The sequence below is a fragment of the Agrobacterium sp. B1(2019) genome (assembly GCF_008274755.1).
GTDB classification, from domain to species: Bacteria; Pseudomonadota; Alphaproteobacteria; order Rhizobiales; family Rhizobiaceae; genus Agrobacterium; species Agrobacterium salinitolerans.
In genome coordinates this window covers 454,207-473,581 of sequence record NZ_VTPB01000002.1, presented here as the reverse complement: position 1 = coordinate 473,581, position 19,375 = coordinate 454,207, and the positions used below count along the sequence as shown (strand labels likewise).

Below are 19,375 nucleotides of genomic sequence, written 5' to 3'. Positions count from 1 at the left end.
TCAGCCGGTGGCGGCGCTCTAACATGCCGGGCTGAATGCGCGGCCGGCTCAACGGCCCGCGTGGCACAGGAGTTCTCATATGGCTGTTCCTTTCATGCTTTTGACCGGCGCCAGCCGCGGAATAGGGCACGCCACCGTCAAGCTGTTTCAGGAAAAAGGTTGGAGAATTCTCACGGTATCGCGGCAACCGTTCTCCGAGGAATGCCGTTGGCCATCGGCGCGCGAGAGCCATATCCAGGCCGATCTCGAGGATTTGTCGCGGATCGACGATCTGGCGAACGAGGTGCGCTCACGCCTGCCGGAGGGAAAGCTTGCGGCGCTTGTCAACAATGCCGGAATTTCGCCGAAGGGCGAGGGCGGTAACCGCCTCGGTGTCATGGATACGACGGCGGATATCTGGGCACGGGTGCTGAACGTCAATCTCGTTTCGACGGCACTGCTCGCCCGCTCGCTTTTGCCGGAACTGGAAGCGGCAAAGGGTTCCATCGTCAATGTCACATCGATTGTCGGTTCACGGGTGCATCCCTTTGCCGGCGTGGCTTATGCCACGTCGAAGGCGGCGCTTGCGGCGCTGACACGGGAACTGGCGCACGAGTTCGGCCCGCGCGGCGTGCGCGCCAATGCGATTGCGCCGGGCGAGATCAACACCGCCATCCTTTCCCCCGGAACGGCCGAACTGGTCGACGCCCAGGTGCCGCTTGGGCGACTCGGCACCACCGCCGAGGTAGCGCAGACCATCTATTTCCTCTGCTCGGAACAGTCGAGCTACATCAACGGCGCGGAAATTCACATCAATGGCGGCCAGCACGTCTGACGCGCCGAGCATCAACCGAAAATGGAGCCTTTATCGATGACAATCCTGCCGAATTCTGTCGAGGCACGCGACATCGCCTATCAGATGCATCCGAACGTCAATCTGCGCAAATTCGAAAAGACCGGCGGTCTGGTGATCGAAAGCGGCGAGGGCATCTATGTCACCGACAGCAGCGGCAAGCGCTATATCGAGGCGATGGCGGGGCTGTGGTCGGTGGCGCTCGGCTTCGGTGAACAGCGGTTGGTGGAAGCGGCCACGAAGCAGATGCAGAAGCTGCCCTATTACCACACCTTTTCCTACAAGACGCACGGCCCGTCGGTCGATCTCGCCGAGCTGCTGATCGAGCTTTCACCGGTGCCAATGTCCAAGGTGCATTTCACCTCTTCCGGTTCCGAGGCCAACGATCTCGTTGCCAAGATGGTCTGGTATCGCTCGAACGCGCTGGGCAAGAAGGACAAGAAGAAGATCATTGGTCGCATCAAGGGCTATCATGGCGTGACCATTGCCTCGGCCTCGATCACGGGCCTGCCGCGCAACCATGAGAGCTTCGACCTGCCGCTGGACCGCATGCTGCACACGGCCTGCCCCTCCTATGTGCATTTCGGCAAGGAAGGCGAGAGCGAAGCGGATTTCACCGCGCGTATCCTTGGGGAGTTGGAGGATATGATCCTTCGTGAAGGTCCCGAAACCGTCGCGGCCTTCTGGGGTGAACCGGTGATGGGAGCCGGCGGCGTTCTTTTGCCACCGGAAGGTTATTGGGAAGGCGTGCAGGCGATCCTGAAGAAATACGATATTCTGCTAGTCGTGGACGAGGTGATCTGCGGTTTCGGCCGAACCGGCAAGATGTTCGCCTGCGAGACCTATGACATCAAGCCGGACGTGCTTGTCGTCTCCAAGCAGATTTCGTCGTCCTACATGCCGCTTTCGGCGATCATCATGAACGACAATTTCTACCAGCCGATTGCCGACGAATCCGACCGTATCGGCTCTTTCGGCCATGGTTACACTGCCTCCGGCCATCCCGTCGCGACGGCTGTGGGACTGGAAAACCTGAAAATCATTCAGGAGCGCGATCTGGTCGGTAATGTCGCCCGGCTGGAGGGCAAGTTTCTTAGTCATCTGAAGGCGCTTGCAGATCATCCGCTCATTCATTCCTCGCGCGGCATCGGCCTGATCGGCGCGCTGGAGGTGAAACCGTGGGAAGGCATGAAGCCGGGCGATACCACGCTCGCCCTTGCCGCGGCCATCGAAGAGGAGGGTGTCATCACTCGGCCTATCGGTGAAGCCATCTGCTTCTGCCCGCCGCTAATCATCACGGCCGAGCAGCTGGACGATCTGTTCGCCAGCGTAAGGCGCGGTCTCGATAAGGCATCGGCCGCGAAAGGCTGACACTGCACGGTTGGGAGTCCCGCAACGCAAAAGCCCGGAGTATCGCAAGATGCTCCGGGCTTTCTGTATTTGCCTGCCCGGGAAAACCGGGACAGGCAGGACCTTGGGAGGTCGTGTTATTCGGCCGGCTGGACCGATGCCGGAAGCTGATCCACATCGGCGATGCCGGTGAACTCTTCCTTGCCGCTCAGCACGCGGGCAAGCTGGTCCTGATCCAGTTCTCCTTCCCAGCGGGCGACGACGATTGTGGCGACTGCATTGCCGACGAAGTTGGTGAGCGCACGGCATTCCGACATGAAGCGGTCGATGCCGAGGATCAGCGCCATGCCGGCAACCGGAACCGACGGCACGACCGACAGGGTTGCGGCGAGCGTGATGAAGCCCGCGCCGGTGATGCCGGCCGCGCCCTTGGAGGAGAGCATGGCCACCAGCAGCAGCAGGATCTGTTCGCCGAAGGACAGATGGATGCCGGTCGCCTGTGCGATGAAGAGAGCGGCCAGCGTCATATAGATGTTGGTGCCGTCAAGGTTGAAGGAGTAGCCGGTCGGGATGACGAGGCCGACGACGGAACGTTTGCAGCCCGCCTTTTCCATCTTGCTCATTAGGCCCGGCAGGGCGGCTTCGGAAGACGACGTGCCGAGAACCAGAAGCAGTTCTTCCTTGATGTAGCGGATAAGCGCGACGATGGAGAAGCCGTTATAGCGGCAGACCGCACCGAGAACCACGAAGACGAACAGCAAGGACGTGATGTAGAAGGTGCCGATCAGCATCGCGAGGTTGGTGACCGACGAGATGCCGTATTTGCCAATGGTGAAGGCCATCGCGCCAAAAGCGCCAATGGGAGCGGCCTTCATCAGGATCGCGACCAGCTTGAAGATCGGATACATCAGGGCGTGCATGAAATCGGTGACGGGCTTGCCCTTTTCGCCGACGATGCCGAGCGCGATGCCGAAGAGCACCGAGAAGAACAGCACCTGCAGGATATCGCCGCTGGCGAATGCGCCGACGATGGTGGTCGGGATGATGTTCATCAGGAAGCCGGTGATGGTCTGCTCATGGGCCTTGTCAGCGTAGGTCGCGACTGCCTTGGCATCCAGCGTGGCGGGATCAATGTTCATTCCCGCGCCCGGTTGCACGGTGTTGGCGACGATGAGTCCAACGATGAGCGCAAGGGTGGAGAACGCCAGGAAGTAGATCATGGCCTTGCCGGCGACGCGGCCCACCTTCTTCATGTCGTTCATGCCGGCGATGCCGGTTGCGACTGTGAGGAAGATGACGGGAGCGATGATCATCTTGACGAGGCGGATGAAGCCGTCGCCGAGTGGCTTCAGCTGTTCGCCGAAGGCCGGATAGAAATGGCCGAGCGCGATACCGGCGATGATGGCCACCAGAACCTGGAAATACAGGTGCTTGTAGAATGGCTGCTTGGCCTGGCCTGCGGCCACGGCTGTCGTATCGATCATGTTTTTTCCTCCTCGGCCTCACCCTGCCTTTATTGGCCTCCCGGGATCGCCGTGTCGTTGACGGCTTCGCGCCGATTGCCGAGTCATGTGCAATACGCATGCCAGACTTGCTTATTTGCCGTAACCGGCTGATTTCAAAAGTAGTTTTTATTGAAGCTTCGCCGGCTCATGGGCGGCTGTGTGGAACTCCGGACAAAATCTCTTGCGATCTGTGCGTAAATCCGCACAATTGCCAAATGACCTATCAGGATCAGGCACCTCATTCCCAGGCGAAGCGGCGGGCGCAATGGCTGGCGCTGGCGGGCCTGTGGTTGCTCGTCAGTCTTGGCGTTCTGTTGGTGGCCGATGAGTTCGCCCGCAATCAGGCGCTGCGCATGGCCGGTTCCGAGGCCGCCACGGATGCCGAACTGAAGATCGCGCTCCTGAATGTCGCGCTGGAGCGGCCGCGCGCCATTCCCCTTGTCCTCTCCGGAGATCCCGATCTTGCCGCCGCGCTGGATGGCGGTGGTGCTCCCGCTCTCGACCGGTTGAACCGCAAGCTGGAAGGTCTGATCGAAGGCACGCAGTCCTCGGTGATCTATGTGACTGGGCCGACCGGACTTACCGTCGCGTCGAGTAACTGGCGGCAGGACGACAGCTTTGTCGGCTCCAATTATGCTTTCCGCGAATATTTCCAGGCGGCGATGAAGACCGGCATGTCCGAACATTATGCGCTTGGCAATGTCAGTCGCCGGCCGGGTCTTTATATCTCCCGCCGCATCGACGCCGCCGACGGGCGGCCGCTTGGCGTTGTCATTGCCAAGGTTGAGTTCAATCGGCTTGAGACCGACTGGAACATCGGAGGCAAACCGGTCTATGTGGTCGACAGAAACGGCGTCGTGCTGATGACCAGCGTGCCGGAATGGCGCTTCAAAACCGTCGCACCTATTGACGAGGCGCAGCGGAAAATCATTTCCGAGAGCCTGCAATTCGGCAATGAGGCGCTTTCAACGCTGCCGTTTCGCGCGGCGCGGCGCGCGAGCGAGGGCGTTCCGCTCATTCATGTCGATGAACCGGGGAGTGCACGTGGCGATTATCTGCGGCTGGAAGTGCCGGTGCCGACGACATCATGGACGCTGCATTATCTCCAGCCGGTGGCGCCGACGCTGAACGCCATAATTCGTGAGGGCAGGGTGGTGGCTCTGGCGACGCTGATGCCGCTGATGGCGCTTTCGGCCCTTTGGCTGTGGCGCAGGCACAAGGCGCTCAAGGAAAAAGAAGAGGAGCAACGCGCCCGTGCTGAACTGGAAATGAAGGTGCAGGAGCGCACCCGCGACCTGACGAAAACACGCGATCATTTACAGGCCGAAATCGCCCTGCATGAAAAGACCACCGGCGAGTTACGCAACGTGCAGCACGAGCTGGTGCAGGCCAACCGTCTTTCCATTCTGGGGCAGGTGGCCGCGGGTGTGGCGCATGAAATCAACCAGCCGGTGGCGACCATCCGCGCTTTCGCCGATAATGCGCGCACATTGCTGAAACGCGATCGTCTGGCCGAAGCCAATGAAAATCTGGAAGATATCGCCGCTCTCACCGAGCGTATCGGCACTATCACCACCGACCTTAAGATACTGGCGCGCAAGGGCCGCACCGCCGCCGAACCCGTGAGTGTCAGGCTGGTCATCGAAGGTGCGGTCATGCTGTTGCGTAGCCGTTTTTCAGGGCAGATGGATGCGCTGGATATCGCCCTGCCGGATCAGGATCTGAAGGTGCTCGGCAGCCGTATCCGGCTCGAACAAATCCTCATCAACCTCCTGCAAAACGCGTTGGAAGCCACTGAAACGATTGACACCGCTCGTGTCGAGGTTCGGGTGCGGGAGGAGAGCGACATGATCGTGATTTCGGTCAGCGATAATGGCACCGGCATTCCGGAGGCCATCCGCGCCCAGCTTTTTTCGCCCTTCAACACATCAAAGGAAAGTGGCCTCGGACTTGGCCTCGTAATCTCCAACGACATTGCTTCCGATTATGGCGGGCGTATCGAGGTGACGAGTAGCGAGGCAGGCACGTCTTTTTCCGTATATCTGAAGCGAGCATGACATGATGGCAGGTGGAACCATATTCCTGGTGGACGACGATTCCCAACTGCGCAAGGCGATGGTGCAGACGCTGGAACTCGATGGATTACCGGTTACTTCCTTTTCCCGCGCCGAGCAGGCGCTTGCGGCCCTGAGCGAAGATTTTGACGGTGTCATCATCACCGATGTGCGCATGCCGGGCATGACCGGGCTCGACTTTTTCGACCATGTCCGCAAGATCGACGCCGACCTGCCGGTTATCCTCATCACCGGCCATGGCGATGTGCCGATGGCCGTCGATGCGCTTCACAACGGCGCCTATGATTTCATCGCGAAACCCTTTCCCGCCGAACGCATGGTGGAGAGCGCGTGCCGGGCGCTGGAAAAACGCCGCCTCGTGCTGGAAAACCGCGCGCTCCGCCGGGCGGCGGGACAGGCGGAGGATGATCTGCCGCTGATCGGGCAGACGCCCGCCATGGAGCGCCTGCGCACCACGCTTCGGCACATCGCCGATACGGATGTGGACGTGCTGGTGGCGGGCGAAACGGGCAGCGGCAAGGAAGTGGTGGCGACGGCCCTTCACCGCTGGAGCAAGAAGCGCGCGAAGGGCAATTTTGTGGCGCTGAATTGCGGTGCGCTGCCGGAAACGGTGATCGAAAGCGAGCTTTTTGGCCATGAACCGGGGGCTTTTACCGGCGCGCAGAAAAAGCGTGTCGGCCGGATCGAACATTCTAGCGGCGGCACGCTGTTTCTGGACGAGATCGAAAGCATGCCGCTTGCCGTTCAGGTGAAGATGCTGCGTGTGCTGGAAATGCGTGAAGTTTCGCCGTTGGGTTCAAACGAGGAAAGGCCGGTCGATATTCGCGTGGTCGCAGCCGCAAAGGTGGATCTCGGCGATCCGGCCGAACGCGGCACTTTTCGCGAGGATCTCTATTACCGGCTAAATGTGGTAACGCTGTCCATTCCTCCGCTGCGCGAACGCAAGGCGGATATTCCACTCCTGTTTTCCCATTTCGTCACCAAGGCTGCCAACCGCTTCAACATGCCGGTGCCGCAAATCAGCGCCGGCACGTCCCGGCGGCTTCAGGAGCATGATTGGCCGGGCAATGTCCGGGAACTCGGGCATTTCGCCGAAAGGGTGGTGCTGGGCCTGGAGGCGGAACCGGCGGCTGCGTCCGCCTCGCAATCCGCCATTCCGGCTTCCGGCACCCTGCCGGAGCGCATGGACGAGATCGAGGCCCATATCATCCGTGAAACGCTGGAGCAGTCGAACGGAGACGTGGCGGATACCATCGCAACGCTCGGTATTGCCCGCAAGACCTTTTACGACAAGCTGCAGCGCCACGGCATCAACCGGGCGGATTATGTGAAAAGCGGTACGGCGTGAGGCAGCGCGGAGCGCTCATGGAAAAGCCGCGGACGTTTCCATCCGCGGCCTGACAATAACGGCAGTATTTAAGTTGGCGGTCTTCCCGATCAACCTGCTACGCAGAAATGGCGCTGACCATCGTTACCGACATAGGTGCCGGACCGGCTGTTGAAGCTGCGATAGCGCTGCGAGCAATAATCGTACCAGGCATTTGTCCAGGGCTCGATGGTACGGTAGGTCCGGCGCGGCTGGTAATAACCGGGATTATTGTCATAGACCGGCTGGGCGCGGTAAACCGGTGCCGGACGATAGACCGGAGCGGGGCGATAAACCGGCTGCGGTGCCGGCTGATAATAACGGTAATCCGGCTCTTCATACACGTAGCTCGGCTCATAGCGACGGGGCGGGTCGATATAGACGCGCTCATCATCCACCGGTGCCGGGCGCGACATTGCGGAGCCGACGGCGACACCGGCGGCAAGACCGAGCACACCGCCCAGAATCGCCGCGTCGCGACGATCATGACGGTCCCAGTCGCCAGCGGATGCGCTGCTCAAGGGAGCAATGGTAGCGGCGGCGACAGCGATTGTCAGAACTGTTTTAGCTGCAAAGGACGACATGGTGTTTTCTTCCATCCAAGTGGCAGGGCGCTGCCAGCTGCAAATTCGATGGTTAAGGAAATACAGCCCGGCTGCTGAACGGGCGCTGAATGAATTGTGGCGGACGGGCGGCGGCCCGCAATTCCTGTTTGCGCGCGCCGTACTTCGCGCTAGAACTCAGGATGAAACAGGACGCACCGATGAGCCTTTCCCACATTACCGTCAATCCCGATTCCTCGCATGAAGACCGAGCACAGGCCATTCGTGATACGCTGCGTGATGCCATTGTCGACCGACGGCTCGCACCGGGAACGAAACTGTCGGAAGCGGAAGTGGGAACCCTGTTCGAGGTCAGCCGCACGGTGGTGCGGGCAGCGCTTCAGATGCTGGCCTATGAGGGGCTGGTCAAGGCAGAGCGAAACCGGGGCGCTTTCGTCTCCAACCCGACGCCGGATGAGGCGCGGCAGGTTTTTGCCTCGCGCCGGCTGATCGAACCCGGCGTGGTGGATGCGGCGATCGAAAAAATCACTCCTGCGGCAGCGAAGAAGCTGAGGGAGCATCTGGTTGAGGAAAGCCGCCACCAGCTTGAGCGCGGCCCAACCGCCAGACGTGCGGAGATCAAGGCGTCGGGCGATTTTCACCTGATGCTCGCCGCGCTTGCCGGCAATGCCATTCTCGAGAAATTCATGGATGAGCTGGTGGCCCGTTCATCGCTGGTCATTGCGCTTTACGGTCGCTCGGGTGTCTCTAGCTGCGGCCATAATGACCATGCCGACCTTCTGGATGCGCTGGAGGCGAAGGATGCGGCAAAAGCCCGTGCGCTGATGCTGCGGCATCTCGACCACATCGAAGCTGATCTCGATCTGCGCATGAAGGAAGGACTGGCGCTCAAGGACGCGCTGGCGCTTTGATCGCTGCCCATCCCGCCTAGCCGGCGGGAAGGGCTTTCTATTCCGCGTCAGGCGGCGTAACGGCTGATCGCCAGATCGTGCGTATCTATCTCGGGCTTGTTCCCGCTGATGAGATCGGCAAGCACCCGGGCGGAGCCGCAGGACATGGTCCAGCCGAGCGTGCCGTGGCCGGTATTGAGATAAAGATTGCTGTATCGAGTGGCGCCGATGACAGGCGTACCATCCGGCGTCATCGGGCGCAGGCCGCACCAGAATTTCGCCTGGGTCTGGTCACCCGCGCCGCCGAACAGGTCTTCCACCGAATGGGCCAGTGTTTCCTGGCGCGCGGCCGGCAAATCCTTGCTGAAGCCGGCGATTTCAGCCATGCCGCCGGCGCGGATGCGCGAGCCGAGGCGGGTAATCGCCACCTTGAACGCCTCGTCCATGACCGTGGATACGGGCGCGCGCTCCTCTTTCACGATCGGAACCGTGATGGAGTAACCCTTGACCGGGTAAACCGGCAGGGTAAGGCCAAGCTGGCGCAGGAATTGCGGCGAATAGCTGCCGAGTGCGGCGACGAAAATATCGGCCTCCACCAGCCCCCGGGTGGTTTCCACGGCCTTGACGCGTCCTGCTTCAACGATGGGGCGCATGATGCCGGTATCGTAAAAGAAGGTAACGCCGGCTTCTTCTGCCATGCGTGCAAGTTCAGTCGTAAACATGAAGCAGTCGCCGGTTTCGTCGCCCGGCAAACGCAGGCCGCCGACGATCTTCTCCTTGGCGGGCGTAAGGCCGGGTTCGATGGCGGCGCAGCCGTCGCGGTCGAGAATCTCGAAAGGCACGCCGCCCGCCGTCAGCACGTCGACATCCTTGCCGATGGCATCGAACTGCTTCTGGGTGCGGAATACTTCCAGCGTGCCCTGCATGCGCTGGTCATATTCGATGCCGGTCTCGTCGCGAAGCGCCATCAGGCAATCACGGCTATATTCGGCAACGCGCACCATACGGCTTTTGTTGATGGCGTAACGCGCCGAGGTGCAGTTGCGCAGCATCTGGCTCATCCAGCGCCATGCGGCCGGATCGGCCGTCGGGCGGATGATCAGCGGCGCGTGTTTCATGAACAGCCATTTCATCGCCTTGACCGGAATGCCGGGGGCGGCCCATGGAGCGGAATAGCCTGGCGAAACCTCACCAGCATTGGCGAAGCTGGTTTCCAGCGCTGCGGCAGGCTGGCGGTCGATCACCGTCACCTTGTGTCCCGCTTTGGCCAGATACCAGGCTGATGTCACGCCGACGACGCCGGCTCCGAGGATAGTGACGTTCATGATCGTCTCACTTATGGCTGACAGATGTTGAAGCGATTGCCGGGCTTTCGCCCGGCTGAATATAGGTGCGGCGGTAACGGCGTCCGAGCCCGGTCAGGATTTCATAGGCGATCGTGCCCGCATCGTTGGCGATGTCTTCCAGCGTCTGGTCTGGCCCGATCATCTGCACGAGACTGCCTTGCGTCAATGTGTCTTCGGGCAGGGCGGATATGTCGAGAATGATGCTGTCCATCGAAACGCGACCCGCAATCGGCAGTCGCACGCCGTTATACCACGCTGCGCCACGATTGCTGAGCGAGCGCGGCAGGCCGTCAGCGTAACCCGCGGCGATGGTTGCCAGGCGTGTCGGACCGGCCGCTTCGAAGGAACCGCCGTAACCGACCAGCGAACCTGTGGGAACCGTGCGGGTCTGGATCACGGCGAGGTCGAGACGAACGACCGGCTTCATCGGATTGGGACGGGTAACAGAGGGGGCGCCGCCATAAAGCGCGATGCCGGGGCGCAGCAGGTGGTTGTGGTAATCACTGCCTAGAAAGATGCCGCCGGAATTGGAAAAGCAGATCGGTACATCAGGGAACGCAATGGCGCCTTTGCGCATCACTGAAAGCTGCGTGGCATTGGAGGCATGGTCCGGTTCATCGGCGCAGGCGAGGTGGCTCATGACGAAGGCGATGTCGATACCATCAAGCAAATGTGGCTGTGAGGCGAGGACTTCAAGCTCTTCGGGGGAAAGGCCGAGACGGCACATGCCCGTATCGATCTGCACGGCGGCGGCAAGCCTTCTGCCGAGCTTCTTGGTGTGGGCCGACCATTGGGCGATCTGCTCCAGCGAGTTCAGAACGGGAGTAACGGCCATAGCGGCACAGGAGGTCTCATTGCCGGGCTGAAGACCATTAAGAACAAAAATCCGCGCTTCTGCCGAAAGTCGGAGCCTGAGCGCCAGTGCTTCATCGATATGGGCGACGAAGAAATTGCGGCAACCCGCCTCGAACAGAACCTGCGAGACGATATCCGCACCGAGACCGTATGCATCGGCCTTGACGACCGCTGCCGTCTGCGATGCTGGCGCCATCGCCGCAAGCGCCAGATAATTATCGCGCACTGCGCCGAGATCGATGGTCAAATGGCCGCTTGCACCACCGGCGGCCTGCTGGCGGCTGATCTGCATGTCCATGGTCGTTCACCCTCATTTTTATCCCATGAGGGTATTGCAACGATTGTCGAATTTCTTGGCAATTATTCGAAGAATATGCGATAAATTACATAGTAGAGCAATTTTACTCTTATTATTGGAATATCCTATGTCGGCCCTCGATGCGACTGACCGCCATATCATCCGTCTGCTTCGGCTCAACGCCCGCATCAGCAATGCCAAGCTTGCTGCAGAGGTCGGACTTTCGGCATCCGCCTGCCTTCGCCGGGTCGATATTCTCGAGCGGGAAGGCATCATCCGGGGCTATACGGCGCTGACCAGCGGCCTTGCCGGCGGCGAGGTGATTTCGGTCATCGTGCAGATCACGTTGGATCGGCAAACGGAGGATTTTCTCAACCGTTTCGAAAATGCGGTGCGGCGATATCCGGAAATCCGCGAATGTTATCTGATGACGGGCGGTTCGGATTATTTCCTGCGCTGCGAGGCGGAAAGTGCGGGGGATTTCGAGCGGATTCACAAGGAGATTCTGTCGAAATTGCCTGGGGTTTCGCGCATTCATTCGAGTTTTGCGATCCGGAATGTGTTGGCGACGCCGAAGGCGCGGTAGTCGCATTTTACGAGCGGCAGAATATGCGGCCACCCCCTCTGTCCTCGCGTCACTACCCCCACCACCGATAAAAATGATGCACCGGCCCCCGCCCATGTCCAACGGCAAGCCCCCGCCCGGCATCGAGCGCCCCATTCAGATAGTCCTTCGAAAGCTCAACCGCCTCCCTTAACTCATATCCCTTTGCAAGATGAGCCGTAATCGCCGCCGCCAGCGTGCAGCCGGTGCCGTGGTCGTTCTTCGTTCCCACCCTCGGCGCGGAAAGCGCCTGCATGGCGCCATCCGCAAACAGATAATCCGTGCTCTGCGGCCCCCCACCATGGCCGCCCTTGATGAGAGCGGCTTTCGCACCCGCTTTCAGGATCGCCTCGGCCTGACGGGTGATCTCCTTCTCCGTGGTGGCCATCGGCGTGCCGGTCAGCAACGCCGCTTCCGGCAGGTTCGGCGTGACGACGGCGGCGAGCGGCAAAAGCTCGCGCCGCAATGTCTCGATGGCATCCTCATGCAGCAGCCGGTCACCGGAGGTCGCTACCATGACTGGGTCCAGCACCACTGGCTGTGATTGCCGCCGGAGCCGTTCGGCGATGGCGGCGATGGTTTCGATCCGCGATACCATGCCGATCTTCACCGCATTGACGGCAAGATCGGGGAATACCGCATCCATCTGCGCGATAATGGTGGCGACCGAAACATCCTCGACCGCCGTCACGCCTTTGGTGTTCTGGGCGGTGATGGCGGTGATGACGCTGGCGGCATAGACGCCGAGCGCGGAGAAGGTCTTGATGTCCGCCTGAATACCCGCGCCGCCGCCGCTGTCAGAGCCGGCAATGGTCAATGCAATGGCTGTCATGGCTGTCTCGCTTTCAGCGTGGCGTCAATTGCGGCGCGGAAGTCCTTGGTGGCGCTGGCAATATCGGCCGCGCGGAAAATGGCGGAAATGACCGCGACACCATCTGCGCCCGCCTCGATCACGGACGGCACACGCGAAAGATCGATGCCGGCGATGGCGCCCACCGGCATATCCGGTCGCCATTCCTTCAAAAGGGCGCGCAGCGTCAAAAAACCGTCGATGCCGACCGGCTTGTCCGGATTGACCTTGGAAACGGTTTCGAACACGCCGCCGATACAGGCATAATCGACGGGCATTGAGGCTGCCCGTTCGGCATCGGTGCGATTCTTGACGGTAAGGCCGATGATAGCCTTTTCGCCGAGAATGCGCCTTGCGGTCTTCGCATCCATGTCGTCGGCACCGAGATGCACCCCGTCCGCGCCAGAAGCGAGCGCCACATCCACACGGTCGTTGATGACGAGCGGAACACCGGTGCCGGCGATGGCCTCATGAATGGCGCGGGCGTTTTCGATCATCTCCCGCGTCGAGCCATGCTTGTCGCGATATTGCAGAATGGTCGCGCCATTGAGTGCGGCGGCCAGAGCAAGCTCCGGCAGCGGCGCGACATCGCCAAGGCTTGCGTCGACCAGCGCGTTGAGGCGGTAATCAACCTTGTTCATGCTCTATCCTCGCGTGATTGATGATGTCCTCACCGGAAATTTCGGAAAGCGCATCCAGAAATGCCGGTTCGAATGTGCCGGGGCCTCTGGCGTATTTTGCCGCGAGTTCGGCGGAAACGCCGGTGACGGCGAGGGCGGAGGCAGCCGCCGTTAATGCGTCTTTTTCCACCGCCATGAAGGCGGCGATGACGCCGCCCGACAGGCAACCAGTGCCAGTCACTTTCGCCATCCATGGATGGCCGTTGACGATCCTGACGCTGCGGGTTGTGTCGCTGAGGTGATCCACAGGCCCGGTCTCGATCCTCACCACATCTGGCACATCGCCGATCAGGCTCATTTCGGCGTGATTGCCACGCACGATGGTCGGGGAAAGTGCGATGAGTTCGCGTGCGAACTCCAGCCGCGATGGCGAGTAGTCGCAATGCACAGGGTCGACGATCCACGGCTTGCCCGATGCATTGGCGATCTCGATCGCCAGCCGGATGACCTTGCGCCGTTCGGCATCCAGCGTGCCGAGATTGACGGTAAGCGCATCCGCCTTGGCCACGAAGCTCTCAATTTCCTCGAGCGAGGTGGTCATGGAAGGAATGCCGCCGACGACGGTGATGCCGTCTGCGGTGAATTTTTGCACCACGGTGTTCATCAGGCAATGCACGCGCGGGCGCGTGTTGCGCACGCGCTCCAGTATGTCGGCGGCCTTTGCTGCTGTTGGATAAGTCGTGGTCATGGCTGTTGCAGTTCCACGGCAATGTCGTCCGCCGCCGGCGCCTGCTTGATCAGTTGCATCTCCTGCATGAAAGCGCCGAAACGGGCATAACGGGTGCGGTCGAGTGCGGCCGGGCGCTTGGCGAAACGCGGCAGCGTATCGAAGAAGGCCTGCTTGTTCAGCGCGTCATCAAGGTTCGGATAGGCCTTGATGAAAAGCTGCCAGGCTTCCTGCGGATGGTTGGTGATGAAGATCGCTGCCTGTTCTACCGCGGAGAGGAAACGCGGCAGGCGCCCGTCTTTTACGAGATCGCGATGGGTGACGAAGATCAGTTCGTCATAGGCCGGCACGCCATGTTCCTCCGGGAAGAAGGAGCGGCCTTCATGTCCCTCTAGCTTCATCTGCGTCAGCTCGAAATTGCGGAAGCCACCCAGCGTGGCATCCACCTTGCCGGCGATCAGCGACGGCGAAAGCGAGAAGTTGACGTTGATGAGTTCAACATCATCCTTCGTCAGCCCGTCCTTTTCCAGCATGCGCTTCAGCATGGCATCTTCAAAGCCGGAAACGGAAAAGCCGACCTTCTTGCCTTTCAGGTCCTTCAGGCTCTTGATCGGACCATCGGCCAAAACGGTGACAGTGTTGAGGGGTGTTTCGACCAGCGTACCGAAACGCACGAGCGGCAGGCCGGCGTCGTGATCGAGATAGAGGTTCGGCTGGTAATGCACGCCGATATCGGCCTGTTTGGCCGAGACAAGACGCGGAACGGCGGAGGGGTCTGCGGGGGGAACCAGTTCCACCTCCAGCCCGGCATCGGCAAACAGGCCGCGTTCCCTGGCGATGACCATCGGCGCATGATCCGGATTCACGAACCATTCGAGCAATACGGTGAGCTTGTCGGCCGCCTCAGATTGCATTGGTGCTAATACGCTTGCCGCCGCGACGACGAGGGAAAGAAGAGTTCGTTTCATGGTGTCGAAAGTCTCCGCAAGTAACTGAAAGAAATGGTGTGTTCTGTTTCCTTGGCCCAGGGAGCCAGATTGGCTGTCGATAAGTCGACGACAAGCCGCAGCAACACCGCCATGACGGCGAGAATGGCCATGGCGGCGAACATGGTGTCGGTCTGCATGCGGGCATTGGACTGGATCATCACAAACCCGAGCCCGGCCGATGCGCCCACCCATTCGCCGATGACGGCGCCGAGCGGGGCAAGCGGCGCGGCGACCCTCAGGCCTGAAATCAGCGAGGGCAACGCCAGCGGCGCACGCAACCGGGTAAGGATCTGCCAGTGGCTCGCCTCCGTCAGCGAGGCGGCGTCGAGGATGGCGCGATCGGTGCGGTTGAGGCCATCCGTCAAAGCGGAGGCGACGGGGAAGAATATGATGATAGCCGTCATGACCACTTTCGAAGCCATGCCGAAACCAAACCAGAGGACGAGGATGGGGGCGAGCACGAAGACCGGAAAGGCTTGCAACACCAGAACCATGGGCCAGACGAGACGACCGAGGCGCGGGATGGCGGCAATCGTGAAGGCGACGACAATGCCGCCAGCGATGCCCGCCGCAAGCCCGAGCGCCATTTCGCCAAGCGTTACCAGTGCCTGCCCGAACAGGAAGCCCGGCTGACGCCAGAACGCGCCAGCGACATCGGCGGGCGATGGCAGGATATAGCGGGGCGGTGAAAACAGCCACGTCCCCGCCTGCCAGAAAACCAGCAGAAGACCGACTCCGTTCAGCGCATGGGTGGCACGCATGAGCCGGACCTCAGACGCAGACGCACCGTGTGCGAAGGGCGGAAGGTTTCAGCATCATCATTCGTCTCCAGATGTGACAATCTCGGAGATCAGGCAAAGCGGAGAAGAGAAAGGGCCGCGCCTCTCGGGCGCGACAGTTCCGTTCCTACGCCGGCATGACCCGGATCAGGTTCAAGGGTCCGGCTCATCGCCATCTCAGCACCGTGCAGTGCTCCCCTCGGAAGAGTTTGTTTTGTAGGTCAAGTTTCATAAATGTCAACGTCCCGCCGACAATGCGTGGTGAGGCTCGATCACGAGCCCCCGTATTCCATGGACGTATTAGTTATTTAGGAAATTAGATTTATCGAAAATTAGTTATCTCTTGAAACTGCGTTTCAATATTATTCGGCTAACTTTCGCTCCGGGTAAAGTTTCCGGGGGCGAATTTGAAGGGCATCTGGCAGGATAAATCGGGAAATTTCGGCATTCTTAGCGCCCTGTTGATGGTGCCGTTGATTGGAGCCGCTGGCGTAGCACTCGATGTGACGCATGGCATGGCCGTCAAATCGGACCTGCAGATCGCAGCGGATGCTGCAGCCCTTGCAGTGGTTGCCGACACGTCGTCGAGTGTTCAAAAGGCGAAGGAAATGTCGGGCGATGGTGTTATTTCGCTCGGCGCTGATGACGCCTCGGCGTTCTTTGAAAGCAATGAGCGGGCCAATCCCGATTACAAGCTTCTGTCTCTTGACGTGTCGGTGACCAAGCACGGTAACGCCATCGAGTCCTCGGTCAGCTTCAAGGCTGCCATCGACACGACGCTTTCACGGATACTCGGGGAGGATCTCATTACCGTTTCGGGCAAGGCGACGGCCAAATACGAGACGGAAACATTCAGCGACTTCTATGTGCTTCTTGATAATACCCCCTCGATGGGCGTCGGCGCCACGCCAACCGACGTTGCCACCATGGTTGCGAATACGAGCGACAAATGTGCTTTCGCCTGTCACATCGTGAAAGACGGGGTGGTGGACAAGAACAGTTATTATTACAAGGCCAAAAGCCTCGGGGTCACGACGCGCATCAATGTGGTGGCGCAGGCGACGGCCAGCCTTATGGACACGGCAAAGTCCACCCGCAAAAGCAGCAATAAATATCGCATGGCGGTCTACACTTTCGGAGAGAAAGCCGAGGATACGAAGCTGCTCGAAGTCGTTCCCTTGACGTCGGATCTGGCGGCCGCGAAGAAGAAAGCTGGTGAAGTCGACCTGATGTCGATCCCGAAGCAGGGATTTAACAACGACCAGCAGACGGATTTCGACCGGGCACTCACTCAGATCGGCGACAAGATCGGCAATTCTGGAACCGGGGCGAGTTCGGCCAGCCCCGAGAAGATTATCTTCTTCGTTTCAGACGGTGTCGGTGATAGCTACAAGCCATCCAGCTGCACCAAAAAGACGACCAGCGGCCGCTGTCAGGAGCCGATCGATCTCAAATATTGCACGAAGCTGAAGGAAAAGGGTTTCCGGATCGCCGTGCTCTACACCACCTATCTGCCGCTGCCGACCAATGACTGGTATAATAGTTGGATCGAGCCCTTTCAGCCGGAAATCGGCGCACGCATGCAGCAATGCGCCTCTCCGGGCCTGTTTTTCGAAGTCAGCCCGTCGCAGGGCATCAGCGATGCGATGACCGCGCTTTTCAAGAAGGCCATCACATCACCCCGTCTGACGGGGTGATGACAGGGACGACCTCGGCTATCGTTCAGTTGATTGTGCGAAGCTGCTCAAACAGCGGACGATGGCTACTATCTGCACGATAGAACACCGCTGGTTCGCCGAGCGGCGCCGCCACGGTGACGTTGTGTCCGCCGGGATAATGCGCACCGCTCCACAGGTGTACCCATTCACCGTCGCCCGGAAGATAGAGCGAGCGTTGCGTTTCACCCGCTTTCCACACAGGTGCGACAAGTATGTCCGGCCCGTAGAGATAGCAGTCCTGAATCGCAAAGGTCTGGCGATCATTTTCGTAATGCAGGAAGAGCGGACGTTGCACCGGCAGGCCTGTTCTTGCCGCTTCCGCGGAGAGCGATTTCAGATAGGGGGCCAGCGCGACATAGATGGATGTCATGCGCGCGAAATGGGCAAGAACCGCCTCATCCTGATCGATCTGGAGATTGTCGCGCGGCCGGTTGCCCTCATGGGTGCGCATGACCGGCGTGAAGGCGGCCATCTCCGTCCAGCGCATGATGAGTTCCGCCGTGCGGACATTGCCGAACAGGCTGGTGTAACCGCCGATGTCGGAATGGTGATAGGCATTGCCCATGAGGCCCGAGGAAAGCGCGCCGCAAATGACGGTGACAAGTCCATCATGACGGGAAAAGTCGACCGACTGGTCGCCGCCCCAGATAAGCGGACAATGGGCCTGCACGCCGGTGAAACCGGCCCGCATGAAGAACAGCGCTTCGCCGGTCTTGCCGCGACTTTCGACGCCTTTCGCGTTGACCTCGGCCCAGAGCGTCGGCCAGGCATTGTGCATCAACTTGGCGTCGACGCCGTTGGAAAGCGTGATATCGATCGGCAGATATTCGCCGAAATCGGCCATCCAGCCGGAGAGGCCGAAATCGAGCATGTTTTTGCCGATGATCTCTTCGGCGAACCAGTCAGCGGCGGCCGGATTGGTGAAATCGACCACGCCGCAATCGAACTCGCCGAAATCCACCAGCGCCGTTTTGCCATCGGCGTCGGTTGCGAAATAGCCGGCTTTTTCGGCGACCGGGAAAAGCGGGCCGTCGACGCAAAGATAGGGGTTCACGTAACCCAGGAAGCGGACGCCCTGATCGGAGAGTTCGGCGATCTTCTGGCGCAGATGTGGATAACGCGTATCATTCGCCTGCCAGTCCCAGAACAGGCGGGCGCCGAAGGATGTCTGGCGCAGACCCACCCAGTCTTCGCACCACAGGCCTGATACTTTCGTTCCGGCCGCGCGTATTTTCTCCAGTCTTGTGAATGAGTTGACGCCGTCCTTTAACCCAATTATCGCGCCGCCATAAATCCATTCCGGCAGTTCCGGCTGGCGGCCGAACCGCAGTGAAAGCGCGGACACGATATCGGTAAAATGATCGCCGGCGAAGAATTCGATCTTTTCTGGGATGGCCCAGATTTCGATCTCATGGAAATCGTCGTTGCGGAAATCGAACACCGAATAGGCGCTTGTCTCCACGTGCAGAGCGTATTTGTGCGACGATAGGTAAGTCGGCTGCGGGTAGTTGGTATTGTAATAATCGCCACCCGCCTTGCCGCTGACATCGGACTTGAAAGTGATCTCGGTGGTCTTGTCGCGGCCGACCCCCGGCTCGGAGGTCCAGAGCGGGAAACGCCGCCCGCGCATGTCGAAATAGGACATCTGCTCGCCGCCGCCCCAGACATGCTCGTCCGCTTCCGCAACGACGCGCAGCCAAAGGCGGTTGATGGTATCATCCAGTGCGGTCAGGCGGATGGCGTTGCCGTCAAGTGTCAGGTGAAGGCGCGGTGATTGTCCCGGCGCGGACGAGAGCGTTGCGGTATCGCCGCTCACCTCGGCGTGGCGCAGCGCGATCCGCTCGATGACATAGTCTTCGATATCGAAATTGCCGCGATACATATCCATTCGCTCCTTGCCGAAACCGGCGAAGAAGGCCGGGTTATCGGCAGAATGGGAAAGTATGGTGCGGTTGCCGATCGTAAGCGCAAAGCCGTCTTTGGTCGTTTCGAAATGCATGACTTTACC

17 protein-coding genes and 1 riboswitch are annotated in these 19,375 nt (G+C 60.1%); of the genes, 7 read left to right on the top strand and 10 right to left on the bottom strand.

Annotated features, from left to right (window positions below; genetic code table 11):
- Positions 1-79 precede the first annotated feature (79 nt).
- Entirely contained in the window at positions 80-814 is a 735-nt protein-coding gene (locus tag AGR1_RS16960) for an SDR family oxidoreductase (RefSeq protein ID WP_187772212.1), read from the top strand.
- 36 nt (positions 815-850) lie between these two features.
- A complete protein-coding gene (locus AGR1_RS16955; RefSeq protein ID WP_149147646.1) occupies positions 851-2,203 on the top strand; it encodes an aspartate aminotransferase family protein in 1,353 nt (450 codons plus the stop codon).
- 116 nt (positions 2,204-2,319) lie between these two features.
- Here AGR1_RS16955 and AGR1_RS16950 read toward each other — a convergent pair whose 3' ends face one another.
- Complete coding sequence (locus AGR1_RS16950) at positions 2,320-3,666, bottom strand: dicarboxylate/amino acid:cation symporter (protein WP_149147645.1); 1,347 nt, start codon at positions 3,664-3,666, stop codon at positions 2,320-2,322.
- A gap of 236 nt (positions 3,667-3,902) precedes the next feature.
- Here AGR1_RS16950 and AGR1_RS16945 point away from each other — a divergent pair, with 236 nt between their 5' ends.
- The gene (locus tag AGR1_RS16945; RefSeq protein WP_149147644.1) at positions 3,903-5,744 is read left to right on the top strand and encodes a sensor histidine kinase; all 1,842 of its coding nucleotides are present in this window, start codon (positions 3,903-3,905) and stop codon (positions 5,742-5,744) included.
- 1 nt (position 5,745) lies between these two features.
- Positions 5,746-7,110: a sigma-54 dependent transcriptional regulator gene (locus AGR1_RS16940; RefSeq protein WP_149147643.1), complete on the top strand. Its 1,365-nt coding sequence runs from the start codon at positions 5,746-5,748 to the stop codon at positions 7,108-7,110.
- Between the two features lie 89 nt (positions 7,111-7,199).
- Here the strand turns inward: AGR1_RS16940 and AGR1_RS16935 are convergent, their stop codons facing one another.
- Positions 7,200-7,712 carry a BA14K family protein gene (locus AGR1_RS16935; protein ID WP_149147642.1) on the bottom strand — a complete coding sequence of 171 codons (513 nt, stop codon included), beginning with the start codon at positions 7,710-7,712 and terminating at the stop codon, positions 7,200-7,202.
- Positions 7,713-7,891: 179 nt separating this feature from the next.
- Between AGR1_RS16935 and AGR1_RS16930 the strand changes: the two genes are divergently transcribed.
- A complete protein-coding gene (locus tag AGR1_RS16930; RefSeq protein ID WP_080795950.1) occupies positions 7,892-8,602 on the top strand; it encodes a GntR family transcriptional regulator in 711 nt (236 codons plus the stop codon).
- Between the two features lie 47 nt (positions 8,603-8,649).
- Here AGR1_RS16930 and AGR1_RS16925 read toward each other — a convergent pair whose 3' ends face one another.
- The gene (locus AGR1_RS16925; RefSeq protein ID WP_149147641.1) at positions 8,650-9,906 is read right to left on the bottom strand and encodes a D-amino acid dehydrogenase; all 1,257 of its coding nucleotides are present in this window, start codon (positions 9,904-9,906) and stop codon (positions 8,650-8,652) included.
- Between the two features lie 7 nt (positions 9,907-9,913).
- The gene (gene alr, locus AGR1_RS16920) at positions 9,914-11,080 is read right to left on the bottom strand and encodes an alanine racemase (RefSeq protein WP_149147640.1); all 1,167 of its coding nucleotides are present in this window, start codon (positions 11,078-11,080) and stop codon (positions 9,914-9,916) included.
- Between the two features lie 127 nt (positions 11,081-11,207).
- On the opposite strand from alr, the gene AGR1_RS16915 reads away from it, so the two are divergent.
- The gene (locus tag AGR1_RS16915) at positions 11,208-11,666 is read left to right on the top strand and encodes an Lrp/AsnC family transcriptional regulator (protein ID WP_080795956.1); all 459 of its coding nucleotides are present in this window, start codon (positions 11,208-11,210) and stop codon (positions 11,664-11,666) included.
- Positions 11,667-11,718: 52 nt separating this feature from the next.
- Here the strand turns inward: AGR1_RS16915 and thiD are convergent, their stop codons facing one another.
- The 5 genes from thiD to AGR1_RS16890 are packed head-to-tail and all read right to left on the bottom strand — an operon-like array spanning position 11,719 to position 15,631.
- On the bottom strand, positions 11,719-12,516 hold the full coding sequence (gene thiD, locus AGR1_RS16910) for a bifunctional hydroxymethylpyrimidine kinase/phosphomethylpyrimidine kinase (RefSeq protein WP_149147639.1): 798 nt from the start codon (positions 12,514-12,516) through the stop codon (positions 11,719-11,721).
- A complete protein-coding gene (thiE, locus tag AGR1_RS16905) occupies positions 12,513-13,175 on the bottom strand; it encodes a thiamine phosphate synthase (RefSeq protein WP_149147638.1) in 663 nt (220 codons plus the stop codon). Before thiE ends, thiD begins: the two co-directional genes overlap by 4 nt.
- A complete protein-coding gene (locus tag AGR1_RS16900) occupies positions 13,162-13,902 on the bottom strand; it encodes a hydroxyethylthiazole kinase (RefSeq protein WP_149147637.1) in 741 nt (246 codons plus the stop codon). Before AGR1_RS16900 ends, thiE begins: the two co-directional genes overlap by 14 nt.
- The gene (locus AGR1_RS16895) at positions 13,899-14,849 is read right to left on the bottom strand and encodes an ABC transporter substrate-binding protein (RefSeq protein ID WP_162927621.1); all 951 of its coding nucleotides are present in this window, start codon (positions 14,847-14,849) and stop codon (positions 13,899-13,901) included. The genes AGR1_RS16900 and AGR1_RS16895 overlap by 4 nt, the downstream gene beginning before the upstream one ends.
- Positions 14,846-15,631, bottom strand: a complete 786-nt coding sequence (locus AGR1_RS16890) for an ABC transporter permease (protein ID WP_149147636.1) — start codon at positions 15,629-15,631, stop codon at positions 14,846-14,848. The genes AGR1_RS16895 and AGR1_RS16890 overlap by 4 nt, the downstream gene beginning before the upstream one ends.
- A gap of 125 nt (positions 15,632-15,756) precedes the next feature.
- Positions 15,757-15,859: riboswitch (TPP riboswitch) on the bottom strand.
- 197 nt (positions 15,860-16,056) lie between these two features.
- On the opposite strand from AGR1_RS16890, the gene AGR1_RS16885 reads away from it, so the two are divergent.
- Positions 16,057-17,346, top strand: coding sequence for a pilus assembly protein TadG-related protein (locus tag AGR1_RS16885; RefSeq protein WP_149147635.1), 1,290 nt, complete (start codon positions 16,057-16,059; stop codon positions 17,344-17,346).
- 25 nt (positions 17,347-17,371) lie between these two features.
- Here the strand turns inward: AGR1_RS16885 and AGR1_RS16880 are convergent, their stop codons facing one another.
- The gene (locus tag AGR1_RS16880) at positions 17,372-19,366 is read right to left on the bottom strand and encodes an alpha-glucosidase (protein WP_149147634.1); all 1,995 of its coding nucleotides are present in this window, start codon (positions 19,364-19,366) and stop codon (positions 17,372-17,374) included.
- Positions 19,367-19,375: the final 9 nt, after the last annotated feature.

Bases quoted from the DNA above. Each gene is read 5' to 3' on its own strand.
- AGR1_RS16960 (WP_187772212.1), top strand. From the start codon at position 80: ATGGCTGTTCCTTTCATGCTTTTGACCGGCGCCAGCCGCGGAATAGGG.
- AGR1_RS16955 (WP_149147646.1), top strand. From the start codon at position 851: ATGACAATCCTGCCGAATTCTGTCGAGGCACGCGACATCGCCTATCAG.
- AGR1_RS16950 (WP_149147645.1), bottom strand. From the start codon at position 3,666: ATGATCGATACGACAGCCGTGGCCGCAGGCCAGGCCAAGCAGCCATTC.
- AGR1_RS16945 (WP_149147644.1), top strand. From the start codon at position 3,903: ATGACCTATCAGGATCAGGCACCTCATTCCCAGGCGAAGCGGCGGGCG.
- AGR1_RS16940 (WP_149147643.1), top strand. From the start codon at position 5,746: ATGATGGCAGGTGGAACCATATTCCTGGTGGACGACGATTCCCAACTG.
- AGR1_RS16935 (WP_149147642.1), bottom strand. From the start codon at position 7,712: ATGTCGTCCTTTGCAGCTAAAACAGTTCTGACAATCGCTGTCGCCGCC.
- AGR1_RS16930 (WP_080795950.1), top strand. From the start codon at position 7,892: ATGAGCCTTTCCCACATTACCGTCAATCCCGATTCCTCGCATGAAGAC.
- AGR1_RS16925 (WP_149147641.1), bottom strand. From the start codon at position 9,906: ATGAACGTCACTATCCTCGGAGCCGGCGTCGTCGGCGTGACATCAGCC.
- alr (WP_149147640.1), bottom strand. From the start codon at position 11,080: ATGGACATGCAGATCAGCCGCCAGCAGGCCGCCGGTGGTGCAAGCGGC.
- AGR1_RS16915 (WP_080795956.1), top strand. From the start codon at position 11,208: ATGTCGGCCCTCGATGCGACTGACCGCCATATCATCCGTCTGCTTCGG.
- thiD (WP_149147639.1), bottom strand. From the start codon at position 12,516: ATGACAGCCATTGCATTGACCATTGCCGGCTCTGACAGCGGCGGCGGC.
- thiE (WP_149147638.1), bottom strand. From the start codon at position 13,175: ATGAACAAGGTTGATTACCGCCTCAACGCGCTGGTCGACGCAAGCCTT.
- AGR1_RS16900 (WP_149147637.1), bottom strand. From the start codon at position 13,902: ATGACCACGACTTATCCAACAGCAGCAAAGGCCGCCGACATACTGGAG.
- AGR1_RS16895 (WP_162927621.1), bottom strand. From the start codon at position 14,849: ATGAAACGAACTCTTCTTTCCCTCGTCGTCGCGGCGGCAAGCGTATTA.
- AGR1_RS16890 (WP_149147636.1), bottom strand. From the start codon at position 15,631: ATGCGTGCCACCCATGCGCTGAACGGAGTCGGTCTTCTGCTGGTTTTC.
- AGR1_RS16880 (WP_149147634.1), bottom strand. From the start codon at position 19,366: ATGCATTTCGAAACGACCAAAGACGGCTTTGCGCTTACGATCGGCAAC.